The organism is Candidatus Brachybacter algidus (assembly GCF_016707225.1).
In the GTDB taxonomy this organism is placed as follows: Bacteria; Bacteroidota; Bacteroidia; order Chitinophagales; family Saprospiraceae; genus Parvibacillus; species Parvibacillus algidus.
This window is the reverse complement of the sequence record NZ_JADJID010000002.1, coordinates 971,734-992,893: the sequence shown is the minus strand read 5'-3', so window position 1 is coordinate 992,893 and position 21,160 is coordinate 971,734. Positions and strand designations below refer to the sequence as shown.

Sequence of the window (21,160 nt, the reverse complement as noted above, 5' to 3'; positions counted from 1 at the left end):
ATTTCTGACTTCTAACTCTAATTTTAAAATTCTAATTTCCTAATTTTGTAGCTAAAACATATAAATACCTCAACACTTGGAACACAAAGAAATATTTAATGATCTGGTCATTGTCATGGACACGCTCCGAGCCGAATGTCCCTGGGATAAAAAGCAGACGATTCAGACCCTGAGTAATCTTACGTGGAAGAAGTGTGCGAACTTAACTGAAGCATTGCGCTGGAAGATTAGGACAATTTGAAAGAAGAACTTGGTGATGTGTTATTGCATTCTTTATTCTATAAAATTGCATCTGAGGCAAATTGACGCTTTCAGACATGATGTCACCCAAATTGAAAAATTGAAGCGACGTCATCCTCCTTATATATGGAGACCTAAATAGCGGATGAAGCAGAGGTAAAACGCAACTGGGAGCAGATAAAACTCTCGAAGGAAAAATCAGTGCTGGGTGGCGTTCCAATCCTTGACCGCCGTCATCAAAGCATATCGAATGCAGGACAAAGCAGCTCAGGTCGGCTTTGAATGGGAGAAATCAGAAGATGTTTGGTTAAAGGTTCAGGAAGAAATGGATGAGCTTCATGAAGTGATGGAAATCCTAAGGGCTCCTCAGGATAGGAAGATTGAAGAATTTGGTGATGTTATGTTTTCGTTGATCAATTATGCCAGGTTTAATAACATGACCCGGAACAAGCACTTCCAAAAGTAAACAATAAGTTCAAGAGCAGATTTGAATGCATTGAAGAAAAAGCGACACAACCTTTGGCCGAAATGAGTTTGGAGGCGATGGACGCACTATGGGATGAGGCAAAAATGGCGAAAAGCAATAAATTAAATTCAATATTTTACTAAATTTGTCAAAATCGAAATACATATGAATCGGGTGGTAATAACAGGTATGGGGGTTTATTCCTTATCGGTCTGAATAAGGAGGCTGTATTAGATTCTTTGATGAATGGCCGCAGTGGCATCGTATTTGATCAAGAAAGAAAAGATTTTGGTTACAGATCGGGTTTAGTTGGACTGGTGCCCGGACCTGATCTTAAATCCCAATTGGACAGAAGGGCACGCATCATGTTGCCTGAGGAAGGAGAATTCGCATATGTCGCTGCCAAAGAGGCATTTCGCAAGCCCAAGTAACACCCGGAACAAATCAAAGAATTGCAATGCGGCATCATCTTTGGCAATGACAGCACAGTCAAACCGGTATATGAATCTATCGAGCTGGTCAAACAAAAAAAAGACAACTTTACTTGGTTCAGGCGCGATCTTTCAATCTATGAACAGCACGGTCAATATGAACCTTTCTACCATTTTTGCTTTGACAGGTGTGAATTTTACTATAAGTGCAGCCTGTGCCAGTGGTTCTCATTCGATAGGCATGGCATATCTTTTGCTCAAGCAAGGTCTTTGGAAAATGGTCCTTGTTGGCGGTGCTCAAGAAGTCAATATTTATGCATTCGCTAGCTTTGATGGCTTGGGTACTTTTTCGATCAATGAAGATCCAACCAAAGCTTCCAGGCCATTTGATAAAGATCGGGATGGGCTTGTACCCGCGGGAGGAGCTGCAGCACTTGTACTGGAGACGTTAGATAGTGCATTCGCAAGAGGAGCAAATATCCTTGCAGAAATAGTTGGATATGGCTTTTCATCTAATGGGGAACACATTTCCGGTTCGAGTATAGATGGCAAGTGAGATCATTGCAGATGGCCTTCGATCAATCCGGCCTCAAAGCTGAGGACATTGATTACATCAATGCACACGCTACGAGCACTCCGGCAGGTGATACTGCAGAAGCAGAAGCAATCGCTCATGTCTTTGGACCCAATTCTGTTCCTACCAGCAGCACCAAGTCAATGACGGGGCATGAATGTTGGATGGCGGGAAGCAGTGAGACTATCTATTCGATATTAATGATGAATAATGGATTCATCGCTCCCAATATCAATTTTAGTAATCCTGATGAACATTCTGAAAAGCTCAATCTGGTCACAGAAATGCGAAAAGCAGAGCTAACCACGTACTTACCAACAGCTTCGGTTTTGGAGGAACGGATTCGTCGCTGATATTGAAAAAATGGGAGGGGAGTTAAATGGTTTGAGGCAATATTATTATTATAATGTATAGAATCCGACCAAGAACAAGCCCGGAGGGCTTGAATATCATAACCCGGGTGCACACCAGGGAATACGAACACCACCCTCCCAACCCCGATAGTGGGTTGAACTATTACCACAAACTCCATCACAAAAATTAATACCCTACAATTCTCCCCCCATTTCCCTTACACAAAAATGTGTGTATAACTAATTGCACAAAAAGTTATATTTTTTAATAAATAATTTATAAAAGATGGATGCGAATAAAGTAGTTGATTTTTATTTGGCAGATTCCTCCTTTCAGTCGGAATGACAGAATCTTTTGTTCTGAGGGGTATAAAATGGGTGGCTGCACCCCATTTTATGCCCCCTCATCCCATCGACATAATGTCATTCCGAGCGAAGCGAGGAATCTATATGCTCTTAGTCATTTCTTTTTCGTCTTCGTGCAATTTGTTATACACACCACAAAAATATTCTGAATACGAATAAAACAATATTACTTACCTTTGACCCATGGACAAGATTAACATCATTGATTCAATCAATTCATTTCTTTCTGAAGAATTCGAAGTTGATAAATCACTTATAACGCCTCAGGCTAGTATTAAGGAAACTTTGGGCCTTGACAGCCTTGATTTTGTAGATTTGGTTGTATTGATCGAAAGGAACTTTGGTTTTAAAATGGCTGGTGAAGAATTTACCAAACTAAAGACCTTTGATGATTTTCATGGTTTCGTTTATGACCACATGCAACAAAAAGTAGGCGTATAATTCTGCTGATCTATGGCTGACCAATGGAACGGCAAATCACAAGCAAATGCCCTTGGTTTTCGATCTTCCTCTGGCTTATCAGAAAGGCCGGACTATCCAGTGCGTATATTCTATTGAAATTTGTCGCCGTTTATTACCTTTTTTTCTCAAAGAGGGCTAATGAAGGTCTGATCCACTTTTTTTCTAAAATTAAATTACCACAACCTGCCTCCTTAAGCAATAGATTTAAGGCTTTCGACCTATTTGGAGCAATCTCTGATGACAAGTTGGCAACTTACATGGGCGCAGGAAAGAAACTCTCTTTCGATTTTGACAATGAGCAAAAATTACATGAACTAGCTTGCAGGAAAGGCGCTTTACTTTTGGGTGCGCATCTGGGCAATTGGGAGATTGCGGACAACTCCTTTACAGAATAGACACTAGTATCCATATTGTCATGCTCGATAATGAGCAGCAGCAGATTAAATCTTTATTGGAAAAACATGCTACTGGCAAATCTTTTCGATAATCCCCATTTCAGATGACATCACTTTTGTGATCAAGATCAAGGAAGCACTGGATAACGGAGGCTTCGTGTGTATGCATGCAGATAGATATATGGAAGGAATGCGCACATTGAAAACAGTATTATTTGGAGAGGAAGCCACCTTCCCTTTCGGACCTTTTTACATGGGTTCAAGACTTGGTTCACCAGTCGCCTTTGTGTATGCTATGAAGGATTCGAAATACCACTATCAGTTTAGTTGCAGCGAGGCTCATCAGGGTGAAAAACCGCAGGAACTACTTGACAACTATGTGACGCATCTTGAAGAGAAGGCCAGCAATTATCCCCATCAGTGGTATAATTTTATAATTTCTGGAAGTAGGCGCTTCGCGCGAGAAAGGTGATAACACGGAGTTTCACAGAGATTTTTGAAGTCATTATAATACGGCAGTTCTTATTGATTTTTGAGTGCTATTCACAGTTTTGCATTTTTGAGTTGCACAAAGGGATTTGACCAAAGTCAAATGCTCCGATCTTTCAGTAACTAACTTTCAATTAATTATATCTCTGTGAAACTCTGAGTAATCTCTGTGCAACTCCGTGATACTTGCTCAATTGAATCTTTGTGAAACTTAGTGATATCTTTGTAAAACTTTGTGATACAACCTTTTTCACCCAACACCTTCCTGAAACTCCTTCTATTTGCGAAACTCCGGAATACTGCTCTACTTAAAATGATAAGTAATCTCCGTTTCAAAATCATTATTCACATCCTTCTCAACCATCTTCATCGACTTTTTATCAGTAAGATCACCATAATTGTAGCTCAAATGGGACATCGTATCTCCTTCCATCGAGATATTGCAGGAAGTTTTAACAAGATTCCTGCTCATCTTTCCGAACCTGTTTTTAGATAGGATTTCATCAGAAAATGACTGCACAAAAAGGTTTAGGTCAAGATTTTTGTCAAATAATAATCGCAAAAGAAGTTGTACTGAATTTTGTCCCTCGCCATTGGATTCTTTCCTTAATACCATATTGCCATCTTTGTATTCATATTCAGTAATTGTAATATTTTGGATTGTATTACTTCCCTTTTGATTTAGTCAGATAACCTTCATCATTATATGTGTAATTACTTGTACTGATAATGGTATCACCATTGCCAAGTACATTCGCTGAAGCAATTCTTCCAAATTTATCAACTCAAAGTCAATACCCCGGTCCCAATGTTCCTTATTATTTAAATATCTCTTGGAGATCTTCCTTGGAGAATAAGTGTAAATCGTTGTGTCTTTTGACTGTACAAACATTATAACATTACATTCTTCATCGTATGAAAAGCTTTTATACCGTCAGGATCATCTGCATAATTCACCCTGATGACTTGCCTTGTTTCAGCGGGAGGAACTGAATGATTGAAAGAACTAAGAATGAATAAACAAGCAAAAATGGTAAGATAAATTTTCAGGGTTTTGGATAGCATGATGTTGTGGTTTAAATTTTGACGAATTTACTAATTAACCTACCTTTCTTTTAAAATTTTTAATTTGACTTGATATGTAAACCGTTAAGGAATGATGGTCAATAAGCAAATCATATCCGGATCTTGACAATCATGAGAATCTGCGTTCAAAAATCCTACCGATTCATACTTTTATACCATTAAGGAATTAAGTTCATTAAGAATATATATTCGGATTCGGGAAAACTTCAAGATTATAAATTGTCATTTTCACATCTTTTCACAATCTCGCCTTCTCTTTTTTTTATTATTTTACTTGAAACATTAAGGAATTAAGGCCATTAAGAATACCTGATCAAAATCCTGAAAAAAATGAAGCTTTTAATCTTATAATAAATTCAAAATTCCACGAATTCATTACCCATCACTCAAATCATCAAATCACCTGATCACCCGATCACCAAATCCCTGCAATATTCGCCTTCAGTCCAATCAGTGAGATTCAGCTAGCTCTCATTGTTCACTGTTCATTGTTCATTGTTCCTTGTTCATTGTTCATTATTCATTGTCCATTGTTCACCCCGATCGAAAACAGCGCATAATCATACCTTACCGGATCTTCCTTATCCAGCAATCTCAGATTCTCAGTTAATTCCACCACCGACTTCCAGTCATCCTGCGGACGTGTAAGTAGACCCAACTGGCGCGCCACTCTGCTCACGTGCACATCCAATGGTATCATGAGATCAGCCATAGACAATCGTTTCCAGATGCCAAAATCAACTTGTTGTTCATCAGAACGCACCATCCAACGGAGAAACATATTCAATCTTTTGCAGGCGGTATTTCTGGCAGGAGTGGAAACATGTTTCCCGGTGCGTCTCAGCATCAATTCATCTCCCGTAAATAAATTATGGAAGTTAGTGATGCCGGCTTCTACCCTATTTTCGATGTTTTCAACAACAAAAGCTGACTCAAGTGATTCGTTTTTTTTGTAATAATTCTGAAGGAAATGCAGAAAATAGATCGTATCATCTGTTTGAAAAGTTCGATGTTTAAATTTGAGAAACTTTGCCCTGTCTTGTTCTGTGTGATTTAAAATGAAATCATACGGCGCTCCGTCCATAAGATCTATGAGTTCAGTTGCCTTATTGATGATCGTCGCACGTCTGCCCCAAGCAAGCATGGCTGTCCAAAATGCAGTGATCTCGATGTCTTGTTTTAAACTGAATCTCTTTGGTATGGAGATGGGATCATCGGGTATGAAGCCGTTGTGGTTGTATTTGGTGACAAGAGAGTCGAGATAGGTCTTGAGTTCGATAGGAATAAAATTTTTTGATTAACTCAGGCAGTATTAAAAAGTTTTTCTTTAGAAATGTCTCGTGTTAAAAACTCGCGCCAGCGTTGGTGGAGAATTGGTCACGAGAAAGTTTCATACGGTCATTAATTCATCTTTGACAAAATGAAGCCTGATTGATTTTTGGTCCTCATCTTCAAAATGACAACTTACGGCTTCTTTTATATTTAATTTTAATTGATCCCATTCATCAGCCTCGGTGAATATTGATTGATTCAATACGGCTGCTTCATAACCGCCTCAGGGGATTCTTTGATGTCAAATATTATTTCTTCCATTCTAGTTACAATCAAGTAAAGATAACGATTCTATTCGAAATTTAGTTTTGAATCCGTGAAGCCCTACTTTATTCAGTTCCTCCAATAAAAAAAGCTGAAGTCAAATTCAATTAACTTCAGCTTCTATATTCTAGAATTAAATTCTCTACCTTACGACAGCGTCTGCTTCACTTCCGTGATTTCGTAACCTTCGATAGAGTCACCTTCTTTGATGTCATTGAAATTCTTGATGGTCAAACCACATTCAAAACCTGCTTTGACTTCCTTCACATCATCCTTGAATCGTTTCAGCGTAGCGATCTCTCCATGTACATTCTCCTTCGTAGGGAAGACGACGATACCGTCACGTACCACCCTGATGAATGTGTTTCTGGTGATCTTGCCTTCTTCAACATATCCTCCGATGACCGTACCAACCTTGCTGATCTTGTACACTTCGCGCACTGCAACCTGTCCAACAAATTTTTCTTCCTTCGTTGGCTCAAGCATACCTTCCATCGCAGCTTTGACCTCATTGATCGCTTCATAGATGATGGAATAACTCTTGATCTGAACACCTTCTTTCTCGGCAGCTTTCCTTGCACCCAATGAAGGACGTACCTGGAAGCCAATGATGATGGCGTCTGAAGCTGATGCCAACAAGACGTCTGATTCGATGATCTGACCTACTGCTTTGTGGATCACATTGACCTGAACTGTCTCTACAGACAACTTGATCAATGAATCTGCCAAAGCTTCGATAGAACCATCTACATCCCCTTTCACGATCAAATTCAATTCCTTGAATGTACCCAATGCCAAACGACGTCCGATATCATCTAAACTGATACGACGTGTCGCTCTATTTGTTTGCTCACGATTGATCTGTGCTCTACGTGCTGCAATTTGTCTTGCATCACCTTCATTCTCAAATTCTTTGAATTTCTCACCCGCTTGTGGAGCTCCAGAAAGCCCAAGCACAAGAACTGGTGTAGAAGGTCCTGCAGTTTTTACTTTTTTACCACGCTCATTGAACATGGCTTTTACACGACCGGAGTATTCACCTGCGACGATGTAATCCGTTTGGTTTAATGTACCATTCTGAACAAGGATCTTGGTCACATAACCTCGGCCTTTATCCAAAGATGCTTCAATAACTGTACCTATAGAGACCCTGTTAGGATTTGCCTTTAAGTCGAGTACTTCAGCTTCTAATAAGATTTTCTCGAGTAACTGTTCGATGTTCTCACCGGTTTTAGAAGATATATCCTGTGATTGGTATTTACCACCCCAGTCTTCTACCAATAAGTTCATCTGAGCAAGCTCTCCTTTTATTTTTTCCGGATCAGCGCCCGGCTTATCTATCTTGTTAATGGCAAAAATGATGGGAACACCCGCTGCCTGCGCATGCGAAATAGCCTCCTTCGTTTGTGGCATGATATTATCATCTGATGCTATGATGATGACTGCGACATCCGTGATCTTAGCACCCCTGGCTCTCATCGCCGTAAAGGCTTCGTGACCCGGTGTATCGAGGAATACGATCTTCTTCTCATTGATCACAACTTCATAAGCACCGATGTGTTGTGTGATACCACCCGCTTCACCACTTGCTACATTGGCTTTACGGATAAAGTCAAGGAGCGAAGTCTTACCGTGATCCACGTGACCCATCACTGTAATGATTGGTGCTCTTGGCTCAAGGCTTTCTTCAGCATCAACGATATCCTCCTCATCGAAGTCAGTATCATCTTCTGCACTTATAAATTCTATTTCATGGTCGAATTCTGAAGCTACTAGCTCTATGATCTCTGCATCCAATCTTTGATTGATGGACACCATGACACCAAGATTCATACAGGTTGTAATCACTTGGATAGCCGGTACGTTCATCAAACTTGCAAGTTCCGAAACAGAAATAAATTCTGTTACCTGGATCTTTTCTGTTGAACGCGCCAGTTCTAGTGCTTCACTTTTCTCGCGATGTACATCACGTTTATCTCTTCTTACTTTAGATCTTTTGTTTTTTCCACCTGAATTCAAGCGAGCCATAGTGGACTTGATCTTATCTTCGATTTCCTTTTGAGAAACTTCTTTAACAGGTTCAGGTCCTCCTCTTCGGAAGTTGCCCTGGCCTTGTCCACCTTGGATTCTGGCCTTGTCCTTGGCCCGGTCCTCTATAGTTAGAATTAGATTGGCCCATATTTCCACCACCGGTATTTACAGGAGTTTTACGCTTACGCTTACGTTTCTGCTCCTCTGTAAGATTTTCACCTGGTGTACCAGTACCTGCAGCATTAGCTGGAGTGCCTGGTTGGCCTGGTCTTGTACCTCTAGGATCTTCCTTTTTCTTAGGAACAGGCTTATTCATCTTTTCGGTATCGATCTTACCTAAGATTTTAAGTCCTTTGAGTGTTGGAGATTTAGCCCTGAACATTTCATCACTATTCATACCATCACCTGCAGTGCGGGATTCAGTGGATGCAGGTCCTTCAGGAACGTTGTCTGAAGCTGCTTCTGGGACTGAAGTTTTGACTTCAACTACTTCTTCCTTTATTTCAGGTTCTATTGGTTTTACCTCTTCCTGGATGACAGCTTTGACTGGTTCAGGTTCAGGTTCAGGTTCCACCGACTTTGGCTCAACAGGTTTTTTCTTCCTTTTGAGGTCATCAAGATCTATCTTGCCTACCACCTTAAGTTCGTGGCGATGCTCTTCTCTACGAGGTTCCTCTTTTGGAGGATCTTCGACAACAACTTCCTTAACCGGTTCAGGAGTTTTGATGATTTCTTCAACAGGTGGGGCGATGACAACTGGTTTGACGGCTACGACGACCGGTTCCACTTTCTCCTCTTTTTTGGGCATAGGCTTAGGACCCAAAGACATTTGCTCTGCTTTGTTCTTTATTGCCAGGTCAGATTGGAATTCAACGAGTACCGCATCGTACATATCATCTGTCAATTTTGCATTAGGTTTCTTTTCTAATTCGAAACCTTTTGCTACCAGATGATCGTAGATGGTATCCATCCCAACACTGAGTTCTCTAACTACTTGTATTAATTGCTTTTTAGCCATTCAAACTTTTTATTCCTGTATATACTTTTTACTCAATAATATCAATGCATACAGGAAATTTTGCACAAAAGTATATTATTATATTTAAAACAAATTAGATTGGCAAAAAAACTTTTTAATACCAATACCTAATATCTCACTATCCTATTCATCTTCCAATTCCGCTTCGAGAATTCTAATTACTTCTCTTGCAGTATCTTCTTCAAGATCCGCTCTTCTTACGAGTTCCTCAACAGTAAGCTTTAGCACGCTTCTTGCGGTATCACATCCGATTCCTTTCAAGGCATCCAATACCCAGCCATCGATCTCATCTGCGAATTCATCCAATTCGACATCGTCGATCTCCATTTCATCCGTATCACGGAAGACATCGATCTCATAACCGGTCAATTTGGTTGCTAACTTTATATTTGAACCACTTTTGCCAATGGCAAGTGATACCTGATCAGGTTTTAGATAAACTGAGGCTCTCATCGTTTCAGGGAAAATCTGAATGTCAGTGATCTTAGCCGGAGTAAGTGATCTTTGGATGTAAAGCACAATATTGTTAGTAAAGTTCACGATATCGATATTTTCATTGCGCAATTCTCTCACAATGCCGTGGATTCTGCTACCTTTCATACCGACACATGCACCAACCGGATCAATTCTGTCGTCATAGGATTCCACAGCCACCTTAGCTCTTTCACCCGGAATTCTAACAATTTTCTTGATTGTGATCAAGCCATCTTCGATCTCAGGAACTTCCTGCTCCATTAATTTCTCAAGAAACATAGGTTCAGTCCTGCTTAATGTAATCACAGGAAGGTTGTTCCTCATTTCCACTTTTTTGATCACACCTCTTGTTGACTCGCCTTTACGGAAGAAATCACCACGGATCATTTCAGTTTTTGGCAATACCAATTCCTGTCCTGTAGCGTCATCTAAAACTAAAACTTCTTTTCCTAGAACCTGATTGATCTCACCTGTAATAAGGTCACCAATTCTGTCCTCATATCTTTTGAATATTTCGTCTTTCTCCAATTCCATAATTCTTGAAACCAACGTCTGACGGGCAGCCATCACGGCTCTTCTTCCGAATTCTTCTGTATCGACCTTTTCATTACATTCATCCTCTACTTCATAGTCTGAGTCGAGTTCCAAAGCTTCTGTAATAGAGATCTCTGTCAATTCATCTGTCACCTCACCATCAGGAACGATGGTCCTTCTTCTCCATAATTCAAGGTCACCGGTATTTGTATTTACGATGACGTCAAAGTTATCGTCAGATCCGTATTTCTTTTTGATCAAAGTCCTGAATACATCTTCCAACACACGCATCATGGTCGGTCTGTCAATGTTTTTTCCGTCTTTGAAGTCCTTAAAGGTCTCTGTTAAATTCATTATATTCCTATTCTAAATTTGAATTAAAACTTGATATTTATCATTACTTTATTCGTTTCCGAATATTTTAAAGGCATTATTACATCCTCGGTTTTCTTCTTTTTTCCTTCTTTCCACACTTTAGTGTATGCCAGAAAAAATTCATTGTCTGTAGCATTTTCTAATTTACCTGTCATTTTGGTCGAATCGGGCAATGTAACTGTAATATCTCTGCCTACATTCTTCTTAAACTGTCTTGGCAATCTTAATGGGCGGCTGAGTCCTGGTGAAGAAACTTCCAAAGTGTAGTCTTCTCCCATTTGCTTCCCTTCATCTAAAAACTCTTCAACTACACGGCTAACTTTTCTACAAATACCGAAATCAATTGCATCATCGCTGTCGATGTAAATCTCCAGCTTTTTAGTTTTCATCACTAACTCAACTACGAAACAATCATTTCTGTCTGCCAGTTCAAAATACTTTTCTACGATCTTTATTATTTGTTCTTCTAAACCCATACTTGCTTAAAACAAAATAGGGAACTGACGCCCCCTATTATTTATTCTTCCAATTCTGGCACAAAGATACGAAGTTATTTTGATTCAACAAATTTTTAATAAAAAGAGGTGAAATGCACTGATTGTAACAGTGAAGGGCTAATTTTAAACTAGGTTATTTAATTTCAAGCGTGGAATTTATTTCTTCTGCTCCGGTAATATCTCGATCTTGATCAACATATCCTTTTTCATAAAGAGCACGATCTTATTTTCATTTTTTTCAGAAACAACCTCAATCGTGTCCTGCATTACCTGCTCTTTTATACCAAATTTTGCAAGCATTTCCTGTCGATCAAGGCCTGTTCTCAGGCCATTCTGAAGCAGAAATAATTCATTTTTAAAATTTGCCATGACTAATTGATCTTCTTTACCTTCCCTCTTTCTGAATTCGATCAAAGAAGCTTTGAATTTCATGGAAACTATTGAGTCCCGGTCTTTCGAAGGTGTGTCGGCAGTTTTCCTTGCTGATATATTGAAAGTAGAAGAGTAATTTTCCGATACATTTTTAATCGAATTATAATCTTCCATGATGGTCGCTTCTACAAAATCACTTGCTACGATCACATATTCACCATCACGCTTTGTAAGCCCGCCCATGTGTTCCGGCGCTACATCGAGAATTTCATCAGAGGTAGTCAGTGGGAGCGATTCTTCCTCTAAAGTATCACTGTTGACTTCTATCAATTCCCTGCCACTGTCTTTATTGTCAAATTTACAACTTGCGAATACCAAAAAAACACAATAAATGAACCACTTATACATTATACATCTTCGTTAATTGTTGCAAAAATAAATAATTTATACTTTTAAATAAGGTTTCTAAGAAAATATAATTAATTGCGAAAAGTTGATCTCTCTTTTAGAAACTAGAAGATAGAAGTCAGAATTTAGAATGACTTTCTAAGTTTACTCTTACTCTTTGTGAAACTTTGGGCTTCTTCGTGCAACTGTGTGAAATTGTCAATAGTCAAATAGGCTATAAGCAATGCGCTTTAAGCTATAGGCCGAATCCAACATTATACATTACTACTCATTCTGCCCCCATTACATCACTCATTACCCATTACCCATTTGAAAGGACTTTTATACCTTTGCAATCCGGATCATCTATCAACTATTCAAATATTTTATTGTTCTAACTATTATGTCGAAAATAGCCATAGACCTGAAATCAGGCGATATTAAAAAGGAAGAAAGGATCATAGTGGGTATAGATCTAGGAACTACCAACAGTCTGATTGCCTACATAAATGATGGTCAACCAACCGTTATGCCAGATCATGATGGGAAGTCTGTTTTGGTACCTTCTGTTATCTATTTTGACGAAAATGATCTCGCTTCAATAGGAGAAATAGCTAAGGATAAACTTATTTCAGATCCATCCAGAACAATTTTTTCTGTCAAAAGGCTAATGGGTAGATCTTTTAATGATGTTGAAAATTCTAAAGATTTTTTCAGTTACGAGATCCTCGACACGGATGCTGAAAGCTTGGTAAAAGTTAAGTCCGGAAAAAAGTATTACACACCAGTAGAGCTCTCGGCCATCATCCTCAAAGAATTGAAAGCAAGGGCAGAATTAGTTTTGAATCAAGAAGTCCATGAATGCGTGATCACTGTTCCTGCATATTTCAATGACAGTCAACGCCAGGCTACAAAGGACGCTGGAAAGCTAGCCGGCTGGAATGTCCTGCGCATCGTCAATGAACCGACAGCTGCAGCATTGGCATATGGATTCGATAAGACATCCGAAAAGAGTAAAAACATTGCAGTTTATGACTTGGGTGGAGGCACCTTCGACTTGAGTGTTTTAACATTGGAGGACGGCATCTTCGAAGTATTATCGACCAAAGGTGATACCTGGCTCGGTGGAGATGATATTGATCAGGCTATTTTGCAGCTTATCGCAACAAAATTTCAAATAGATCTTGATACATTAAGTTCTTCTGAGCGCCAACAGCTCAGACTATTAGCAGAGGAAAGCAAGAAACAGTTATCTCAAAAAGACGATCACTCATTTATCTTTCTAGGTAAGGAAATAACAGTGAATAAAGCTGCTGTGGATGCCGCAATCCAACCAATAATTCAAAAAACTATTGACCTAACTATTAATGCATTAAAAGATGCTGAGTTAAAAACTCAAGATATCGATGATATAATAATGGTAGGCGGATCAACCAGAATTCCGGCTGTGAAAGATGCTGTCAGTAAATTCTTTGGTAAAAAAGTAAATGACTCAATTGACCCTGATCAGGTGGTAGCTCTGGGAGCGGCTGTACAGGCAGATATTCTTGCCGGGAATCAAAGTAACCTACTTTTATTGGACGTCACTCCGCTTTCTTTAGGTATTGAGACCATGGGAGGCCTTATGGATGTGATAATTCCAAGAAATACAAAAATTCCGTCTTCAGCAGGACGCAATTATACCACTTCAATAGATGGACAGATCAATCTCAAAATTGCAGTTTATCAAGGAGAAAGAGATCTAGTTCAAAATAATAGAAAACTTGGAGAATTCATTTTAAAAGGCATTCCTCCTATGTCTGCCGGTTTGCCTAAAATAGAAGTTTCTTTTTGGGTAGATGCAGACGGAATACTCATTGTGCGTGCTAAAGAACTTAGATCAAATACTGAAACAAAAGTTGAGATCAAAGCACAATATGGCATCAGTGAGGAAGAAATGGCCTTAATGCTAATTGATTCGATCAAAAATGCTCAGACAGATATAGACTCAAAAGCATTGATCGAAGCACGAAATGAGGCACAAAACGTTATTCAATCTTCAGAAAAGTTTGTTAAAAATCACCAACTTATATTTAGTGAGGAACAATTATTGCCATTAATGATGACCGTAGATGAGTTGAGAAAAAGTATAAAAGGAAGTGATAAGGACCTAATTAATGATATCATGCATCAGTTGGATCAGATCGGAAGGCCTCTAGCTGAAATAGCAATGGATAAAACTATTAGGGAGTCGTTGACGGGTAAGTCGATTATCTAACTGAAGATTCGGACACTTAATCATCAATGAAAATATAGATGGTATTTAACTAAAAGTCTGAAATTTGAAATTTGAAATCAGAATCTTGCCTGACAAGGTGCAACGACGGCGGGCTTGCCCGACAAAGTGCAACGACGGCGGGGAAACTCCGATGATTGTTTCGCTCATATGAAATCATTTAACTAAATATAGAAAATTCTAAAACTGAAATTACTATTTTATAATTATTGTTAAGACCGGTGTAAAAGGAAAATTTATTATGCAAATTACTAATATCTATTTCATTGACGACCAGCACGATAAGTAATTCAAATTACTAGTTATTTTAAAAAGAATGAAAACTAATCTTCTAACCTACATAATATTACTGTATACAGGAGTCCTCTCAGGTCAAAAAGATCATCTTTTCGGCGAGATTCAAAAGATCATTAAGAACGAAGAAGATGTTGACCTGAGCAGTGCTTCAGGTACAATGATAGCAGTATTAGACTGGGATTCCACTTACACCTATTCAATTGGCACTTTATCAAAAGAATCAAACATTCCGGTCTCTGACACGACTATTTTCCAGGTGGGAGGTCTATCTCATGCACAACTTACAATGCTTGCATATCAAATGTTTGAATTGGGGTTGATCTCTCAGTCAGACTCTTTAAAAAAATTCAAAATAGCACCTTTTAAAGATTCCTGGATCAATGATCTTACTATAGGCCAACTGATGTCGCATACTTCAGGTTTGCCAAAGATTCTTCCTGAATTAACACCATTCAAGTCCGATCCGGACGATTCATACATAAACATACCAGCAGATACTATTGACAAATATCTTGCAATTTGGAGTAAAGTAAACACTGCAAATAAACTCTCCACTCATTCACAATACAATTACTACCTGCTTGGGAAGATACTTTGGATGGTAACAGACACAAGGGTCCATAAAGAAGGAAGTTTTATTCCTGAAATGAAAAACACTTTTTACAAGGATGTTGAAGATTATAAAAATAGTGAAATCCCGACACTATATACAGCGCAAGGCAGAAAGGTAGGATTCGAACATCTCAATGGATTCATGCCGGCTATGGGTCTCCTCACTGACCTTCATGATCTTATCATACTTAGTCAGGTGTATTTAAGATTGTCCGGAAAAGATGATTTTAAAAAATTTGCTCTAGAAATCAATGCTAATGATAAAAAAAATATAAAAGAAAGCTTTAGCAGTGGAGGATTCAGATGGGTCAAAACAAAAAAAAGTGGGAACTTATATTTTATGACTGGGGTTATGAAAGGATGTTCAGCATTTCTTGGTTTTGTACCTCAGACCCAAACTTGCGTCATAATATTAAGTAACTCAGGTCAATCAATACATTCTTTGGGCATGCACATCCTCAGAATGATCAATTATCAATTTACAAGGACTTATTAATTATGTCTAAAAACAAAAAAAATAGAGACGGGGTCGTTTATTCAACCAATCCTGACTTTAACTACAATTTTTTTTCGGATGCGTTACAAAGTTCTGAAGATGTTGAAAAGAATAAAATTGCATTACGTGTAGCAATAGACAGAAAACAACGTGGTGGAAAGGAAGTAACGCTCGTCACAGGATACACAGGCAGGATAGAAGAACTTGAGTCTTTAGGAAAGCAGCTAAAAAACAAATGTGGTGTTGGTGGCACAGCCAAAGACAATGAGATCATTCTTCAGGGCAATCACAAAGAAAAAGTTATTAAACTATTAATAGAACTTGGGTATTCAGGCACAAAAGGCACGGGAGGTGGCTAAAAGATAAAACACATGTAAAATATTTTTATATTACCTTTGCATATTTATTAGATTAAATTTTAAAACAAAAAATAATATGAATAAATTAATTTTTTTCCTTCTTTTTGCCCTCTCATTAGGTGCTTGTAAAAATGAATCAAAAGAAATGAAGTCCGCCGATGAGGCTAATGTAGAGATGGGCACCACGGACGCGATTACACTCACTGAAGCTCCTACCCTATCTGATCCTGCGGCTCAGGAATATATAAAGGAATACGATGCTTTTCTAGCGGAATATACTGCAGCAGTGGAATCAAAAGATCAGGTAAAACTTCAGGAATTAGGCACTAAAATGATAACATTATCATCTAAAGGCACTGAAGCTCTGGCTAATTTAACTGGTGATGATGCAGTAAAACTTACAGAGTACATTAAGATGAGAGCCAATGAGTTCGCCAGAATCTCTGGAGGAGCTAAATAATTTAAATATTTATCAATTACAAATTATTATAACATGAAAAAAATTGTTCTTTTCGTTTTTTTAGCATTTGCTATGGGTGCTTGCAAAAAAACTGCTACTACAGAGACAACTGAGACTAAAGTTGAAGAAACATCAACTTCTGTGCCTATGCCGGAAACAGAGTCTTCCGCTGTGAAAGATTACATGCAAGCATATGATGCTTACCTAATTGAGTATACTGAGGCAATGAAAACTAAAGATCAAGCCAAAATGGTGGAATTGGGCAATAAAGGAAAAGAACTTTCAGCTAAAGGGAGTGAAGCTCTTAAGCAAGCTCAAGGAGATGACCTTACGAAGTTGACAGAATATATGAAAGCAAAAACAGATGAATTTGTAGCAATTTCCCAAGGGAAATACTAAAGACCATCTTTACAGATAAGGCCACCTTTCTCGAAAGAAAGGTGGTTTTTTTATGCCAGGTATTTTCCTACAATTGGCATCCTGCGCCCCATGCCGAAAGCCTTGGGTGAAACTCTGATCACAGGAGCGGTTTGCTCTCGCTTAAATTCATTCATGTTGACCATTCTCAAAATCCTTGCGACCAAAGCAGCGTCAAAGCCTAAAGCAACGATTTCTTCCGGTCCTTTTCTATTTTCAATATATTCGAATAATACCCGATCAAGATCCTCATATGGCGGTAAGCTATCGCTGTCTTTTTGATCCGGCCTTAATTCAGCGGATGGTGGTTTATAGATTGAATTATGAGGAATTATTTCCTCCATTCTATTGATATAATTAGCAAGAGCGTATACCTCCATCTTATAAACATCACCCAAAACTGCAATTCCCCCACACATATCACCATACAAAGTGCCATAACCTACTGCCATTTCACTCTTGTTACTCGTATTAAGTAAGATATTGCCATATTTATTTGAAATAGCCATGAGTAACATGCCACGTATGCGAGCCTGAATATTTTCCTCCGTAATGTTTGCCTCTTTTCCTATGAATAAAGGCTGCAGTATGGTCTCATAGGCGGAGTACACATCCTTGATCGGTACAATATCGAAACGAATCCCTAACTTTTGTGCCAATAAAATTGCATCTTCTAAACTATGTGAACTACTATATTGAGATGGCATAAGCAATACTCTAACATTTTCTTTTCCAAGAGCATGAGTTGCCAGGACTGCAGTTAATGCAGAATCAATTCCACCAGAAAGTCCTAAAATAGCCGTTTTAAAATTTAATTTCCTGAAATAATCCTTAATACCCAATTTAAGTGCTTCATAGATTAAAGCAATTTTATCTTTTGACTGTTCCCTTTGAATACCACCTATCATGATATCATCCAATTCGTAAACTGAAATATCTTCTTCAAAATATTTCATCTCATCGAATACCATTCCATCACTAGAAACTACAAGTGATCCGCCATCAAAAATTACATCAGTTTGAGCTCCCACATGATTTATGTACATCATAGGAACCTTATATCTGGCTACATTGGTCTGAACAATCGATATTCTTTCTTTGGCCTGCTTGTAGGAGAATGGAGAAGCAGAAACATTGATCATGAAATCCGGTCCTTGTTTGATCAATTCATCCATTGGACATACAGCATATAATGGATTTTCATTGCCAACATTCCAGATATCCTCGCAAATAGTCAAAGCGATCTTATATCCTCTGAAATCAATACATTCAAAATCATTAGCAGGTTCAAAATATCTATATTCATCAAAAATATCATATGTGGGGAGCAATGCCTTATGTGCCACTCCAAGTACTTTACCATCTGCCAGAAAATAGGCTGAATTGAAAAGATCTTTACCTTCCAATACGGGATTAATTGTTGGCGAGCCAACAATGATGGCTATATCTTTGGATTCATGAATCAAGGATTCAATGCTTTGATTGCACTTAGCGATAAAATCACTGAACTCAAGAAAATCCCGAGGTGGATATCCACAAGTTGCCAATTCACCAAAACAAACGAGATCCGCTTTCATTGATCTTGCTTTTTGAATGTAATTTTTCATTTTAGAAAGATTCCCCTCGAAATCTCCGATCATATAATCAAGTTGGGCTAGTGCTATCCGCATAGTTAATCTTTTAGATCAAGTAATATATTCAACATTTGAAATGGAAAGATAAGCTGTTTATAGGAAAAGTACCGAAAATAGTCTTCACCATTCAACACTCATTTGATTATCTTGTTTACCATATTGATATCTCGATTATTACAATTTTAACAAAAATAAATCCTAATTATTACTAATTTCTATCTACTTTCACCACCTCAAATATGTCACAATTTATAGTATCAGCGAGGAAGTACAGGCCTACACGTTTTGCCGACGTGTTGGGACAGGAACATATTTCCCATACGCTCAAGATGGCTTTTTCTCAGGACAAACTGGCTCATGCATTTTTGTTTACAGGACCTCGAGGTGTAGGTAAGACGACGTGTGCAAGGATACTTGCCAAGACCTTGAATTGCCTGGATATGACAGCAGATTATGAGCCATGTGGCAAATGTGAGTCTTGCATATCTTTCGATGACAATGCTTCTTTTTCTATATTTGAACTAGATGCTGCCTCTAATAATAGTGTGGATCACATTCGTAATCTCATCGAACAGGTAAGAATACCACCTCTATCCGGCAAATACAAAGTCTTTATTATTGATGAGGTGCACATGCTATCTACTGCTGCCTTTAATGCTTTCTTAAAGACACTTGAAGAACCGCCGCCTTATGCCATCTTCATACTTGCTACTACGGAAAAGCACAAGATTCTCCCTACGATTCTATCCCGCTGTCAAATATTCGATTTTAGGAGATTGCAGGTGGGTGATATTGTAAAGCAATTAAATATCATAGCATCACAAGAATCTATCAAAGCGGAAGAAGAAGCTCTTCACTTGATAGCGACAAAGGCTGATGGCGCTATGAGAGATGCACTTTCTATATTTGACAGAATAGCCGGAGCTACTAATAATCATATTACTTATGATGCAGTAACTGAGAATCTAAATTTACTTGATTATACTTATTATTTTAAAGTAGTCGATCAGTTGCTTACGGAAGACCTATCCGGCATCATGCTTACGATTGATGAAGTATTGAAAAAAGGATTTGATCCGGAAGTATTCCTTACAGGCCTATCGGAACACTTTAGGCAGTTATTGGTAAGTAAGGATGTGTCGACTATTACTTTGATTGAAAATACAACAGCCATCAGGGACAAATATCTTCATCAGTCTCAGCTTGTAAGTATAGATTATTTGTTGACCTGGATGGAATTATGCAGTGAATGTGACATTAATTTCAGAACCGCCCGCAATAAGAGGCTGCATTTAGAGATGACCATGATCAAAATGATCTTCGTACAATCGATGATCAACGGGACCAATACGGTACCTGTAGACACCAGTGAAAAAAAAAAGCCCCTGAGCCAGTAAAAATAACATTGGCCGAACCTACAGTATCTTCAACTCCGCAGCTTGAGCAGGAACTAAGTCCTGAAGAATCTGATCTTACTCTCATGCAGATTGAACCCTTTAGTCACCAGCTGACAGCCGAGGAGGCAGAGGTCCAGCAGTCTCACATTCATGAGATCAAGACTCCTCCTACTAAACTAGATAAACTTAAGAAATTTGAGGTAGAAGCAAAATCTGTAATGCAGGATCATGCCAATAAGAACAATGAATATCATCTGAAAGAGGTAATTGAACTTATGAATCAGTATAACGAGAAGGCTTCTGTCACCGTAAAACTTATACTTCAAAGTAGATTATTCGATTGTGATGAAGAAAATGTGATCAAATTTACCGTTGGCTCAAATTATGAAAGAGAAACGCTGATAAATGAAACTGCTCTATTGGAATTTCTAAGACACCATTTACGCAATGTCAAAATTACCTTTGGCTTCATTATAGATCCATCATTGATGGGAGATATGAAATCTATGAAACCACTCACCTCAGCAGAAAAATTCAAAATTCTGAATGAGAAAAATCCTCTTGTTCAGAAGCTGTTTGATAGATTGAATGTAAAGATGGAGGAGTAGAGATCAGATGTTAGAGGCTAGAAGTCAGAAGTCAGAAATTAGAAGTCAGAAATTAGAAGTTAGAAATTAGAAATTAGAAATTAGAAATTAGAAATTAGAAATACCGAAGAGCAATTGTGCATATAGAGTTCCCATCTTTTCTAAATTCTATTCGAAGAATAAAATCTCTTTGTGACTTCCCCTAAATTATTGATGGTCAAATAGACACTTGAAAGTAATGCTTGTTCGAGCAAATATGGCTTCATATATCTCAAATCAGCTCTTACATATTTTACTTAATGACTATTTACTCAGGTCTGATTATTCTAAGGCAAAAGAACTTCGCTTTAAAAAAGTTAGATTATAAAAACTAAATGCAGCTGGAAAATTCAATTTAGGCCCTCATTTTCAATTCTCCATTTCAATTCTTTATTTATAATTAAAATTTCAAACTAAAAT

The 21,160-nt window shown here is 38.2% G+C and carries 21 protein-coding genes and 1 pseudogene; 12 read left to right on the top strand and 10 right to left on the bottom strand.

Translation table 11 applies throughout. The features are described 5' to 3' along the window. Positions 1-448 precede the first annotated feature (448 nt). The 5 genes and pseudogenes from IPI15_RS09900 to IPI15_RS09870 all read left to right on the top strand — a co-directional run bounded on the left by IPI15_RS09900 (position 449) and on the right by IPI15_RS09870 (position 3,759). Entirely contained in the window at positions 449-706 is a 258-nt protein-coding gene (locus IPI15_RS09900; protein WP_287420057.1) for a hypothetical protein, read from the top strand. A gap of 165 nt (positions 707-871) precedes the next feature. Beyond that, positions 872-2,090, top strand: a pseudogene (locus tag IPI15_RS19835) (beta-ketoacyl-[acyl-carrier-protein] synthase family protein). Between the two features lie 523 nt (positions 2,091-2,613). Beyond that, on the top strand, positions 2,614-2,871 hold the full coding sequence (locus IPI15_RS09880; protein ID WP_287420049.1) for an acyl carrier protein: 258 nt from the start codon (positions 2,614-2,616) through the stop codon (positions 2,869-2,871). 23 nt (positions 2,872-2,894) lie between these two features. After that, complete coding sequence (locus IPI15_RS09875) at positions 2,895-3,287, top strand: hypothetical protein (RefSeq protein ID WP_287420048.1); 393 nt, start codon at positions 2,895-2,897, stop codon at positions 3,285-3,287. A 118-nt stretch (positions 3,288-3,405) separates the two neighbouring features. Then, positions 3,406-3,759: a hypothetical protein gene (locus IPI15_RS09870; RefSeq protein WP_287420046.1), complete on the top strand. Its 354-nt coding sequence runs from the start codon at positions 3,406-3,408 to the stop codon at positions 3,757-3,759. Between the two features lie 321 nt (positions 3,760-4,080). Here the strand turns inward: IPI15_RS09870 and IPI15_RS09865 are convergent, their stop codons facing one another. From IPI15_RS09865 to IPI15_RS09825, 9 genes are all read right to left on the bottom strand, one after another. Further along, positions 4,081-4,392, bottom strand: a complete 312-nt coding sequence (locus tag IPI15_RS09865; RefSeq protein ID WP_287420044.1) for a hypothetical protein — start codon at positions 4,390-4,392, stop codon at positions 4,081-4,083. A gap of 275 nt (positions 4,393-4,667) precedes the next feature. Beyond that, a complete protein-coding gene (locus IPI15_RS09860; protein WP_287420042.1) occupies positions 4,668-4,841 on the bottom strand; it encodes a hypothetical protein in 174 nt (57 codons plus the stop codon). A 541-nt stretch (positions 4,842-5,382) separates the two neighbouring features. After that, the gene (locus IPI15_RS09855) at positions 5,383-6,141 is read right to left on the bottom strand and encodes a TIGR02757 family protein (RefSeq protein ID WP_353738752.1); all 759 of its coding nucleotides are present in this window, start codon (positions 6,139-6,141) and stop codon (positions 5,383-5,385) included. Positions 6,142-6,252: 111 nt separating this feature from the next. Next, positions 6,253-6,396 (bottom strand): hypothetical protein, encoded by a 144-nt coding sequence (locus tag IPI15_RS09850; RefSeq protein ID WP_287402120.1) that lies wholly within the window; start codon positions 6,394-6,396, stop codon positions 6,253-6,255. A gap of 209 nt (positions 6,397-6,605) precedes the next feature. Further along, complete coding sequence (infB, locus tag IPI15_RS09845) at positions 6,606-8,645, bottom strand: translation initiation factor IF-2 (protein WP_287420041.1); 2,040 nt, start codon at positions 8,643-8,645, stop codon at positions 6,606-6,608. Next, complete coding sequence (locus IPI15_RS20140) at positions 8,539-9,507, bottom strand: hypothetical protein (RefSeq protein WP_287420039.1); 969 nt, start codon at positions 9,505-9,507, stop codon at positions 8,539-8,541. Before IPI15_RS20140 ends, infB begins: the two co-directional genes overlap by 107 nt. Positions 9,508-9,651: 144 nt before the next feature. Further along, a complete protein-coding gene (gene nusA / locus IPI15_RS09835; protein WP_287402114.1) occupies positions 9,652-10,890 on the bottom strand; it encodes a transcription termination factor NusA in 1,239 nt (412 codons plus the stop codon). A gap of 23 nt (positions 10,891-10,913) precedes the next feature. After that, a complete protein-coding gene (gene rimP / locus IPI15_RS09830; protein WP_287402112.1) occupies positions 10,914-11,387 on the bottom strand; it encodes a ribosome maturation factor RimP in 474 nt (157 codons plus the stop codon). 177 nt (positions 11,388-11,564) lie between these two features. Next, a complete protein-coding gene (locus IPI15_RS09825; protein ID WP_287402110.1) occupies positions 11,565-12,188 on the bottom strand; it encodes a hypothetical protein in 624 nt (207 codons plus the stop codon). Positions 12,189-12,570: 382 nt separating this feature from the next. On the opposite strand from IPI15_RS09825, the gene hscA reads away from it, so the two are divergent. The 5 genes from hscA (at position 12,571) to IPI15_RS09800 (ending at position 17,065) form a co-directional block, all read left to right on the top strand. Continuing rightward, positions 12,571-14,424: a Fe-S protein assembly chaperone HscA gene (gene hscA / locus IPI15_RS09820; protein WP_287420038.1), complete on the top strand. Its 1,854-nt coding sequence runs from the start codon at positions 12,571-12,573 to the stop codon at positions 14,422-14,424. A 334-nt stretch (positions 14,425-14,758) separates the two neighbouring features. Beyond that, positions 14,759-15,847 (top strand): serine hydrolase domain-containing protein, encoded by a 1,089-nt coding sequence (locus tag IPI15_RS09815; RefSeq protein WP_287402108.1) that lies wholly within the window; start codon positions 14,759-14,761, stop codon positions 15,845-15,847. Between the two features lie 2 nt (positions 15,848-15,849). Continuing rightward, positions 15,850-16,206, top strand: coding sequence for a translation initiation factor (locus IPI15_RS09810; RefSeq protein ID WP_287402107.1), 357 nt, complete (start codon positions 15,850-15,852; stop codon positions 16,204-16,206). Positions 16,207-16,282: 76 nt separating this feature from the next. Further along, positions 16,283-16,666: a hypothetical protein gene (locus IPI15_RS09805; RefSeq protein WP_287402105.1), complete on the top strand. Its 384-nt coding sequence runs from the start codon at positions 16,283-16,285 to the stop codon at positions 16,664-16,666. A gap of 33 nt (positions 16,667-16,699) precedes the next feature. Next, on the top strand, positions 16,700-17,065 hold the full coding sequence (locus IPI15_RS09800; protein WP_287402103.1) for a hypothetical protein: 366 nt from the start codon (positions 16,700-16,702) through the stop codon (positions 17,063-17,065). A 50-nt stretch (positions 17,066-17,115) separates the two neighbouring features. Here IPI15_RS09800 and IPI15_RS09795 read toward each other — a convergent pair whose 3' ends face one another. Next, positions 17,116-18,753: an NAD+ synthase gene (locus IPI15_RS09795; protein WP_287402101.1), complete on the bottom strand. Its 1,638-nt coding sequence runs from the start codon at positions 18,751-18,753 to the stop codon at positions 17,116-17,118. Positions 18,754-18,956: 203 nt separating this feature from the next. Between IPI15_RS09795 and dnaX the strand changes: the two genes are divergently transcribed. Together dnaX and IPI15_RS09785 are read left to right on the top strand one after the other, a co-directional pair. Beyond that, on the top strand, positions 18,957-20,114 hold the full coding sequence (gene dnaX / locus IPI15_RS09790; RefSeq protein WP_287402099.1) for a DNA polymerase III subunit gamma/tau: 1,158 nt from the start codon (positions 18,957-18,959) through the stop codon (positions 20,112-20,114). An 8-nt stretch (positions 20,115-20,122) separates the two neighbouring features. After that, the gene (locus IPI15_RS09785; protein WP_287402097.1) at positions 20,123-20,722 is read left to right on the top strand and encodes a hypothetical protein; all 600 of its coding nucleotides are present in this window, start codon (positions 20,123-20,125) and stop codon (positions 20,720-20,722) included. Positions 20,723-21,160 lie beyond the last annotated feature (438 nt).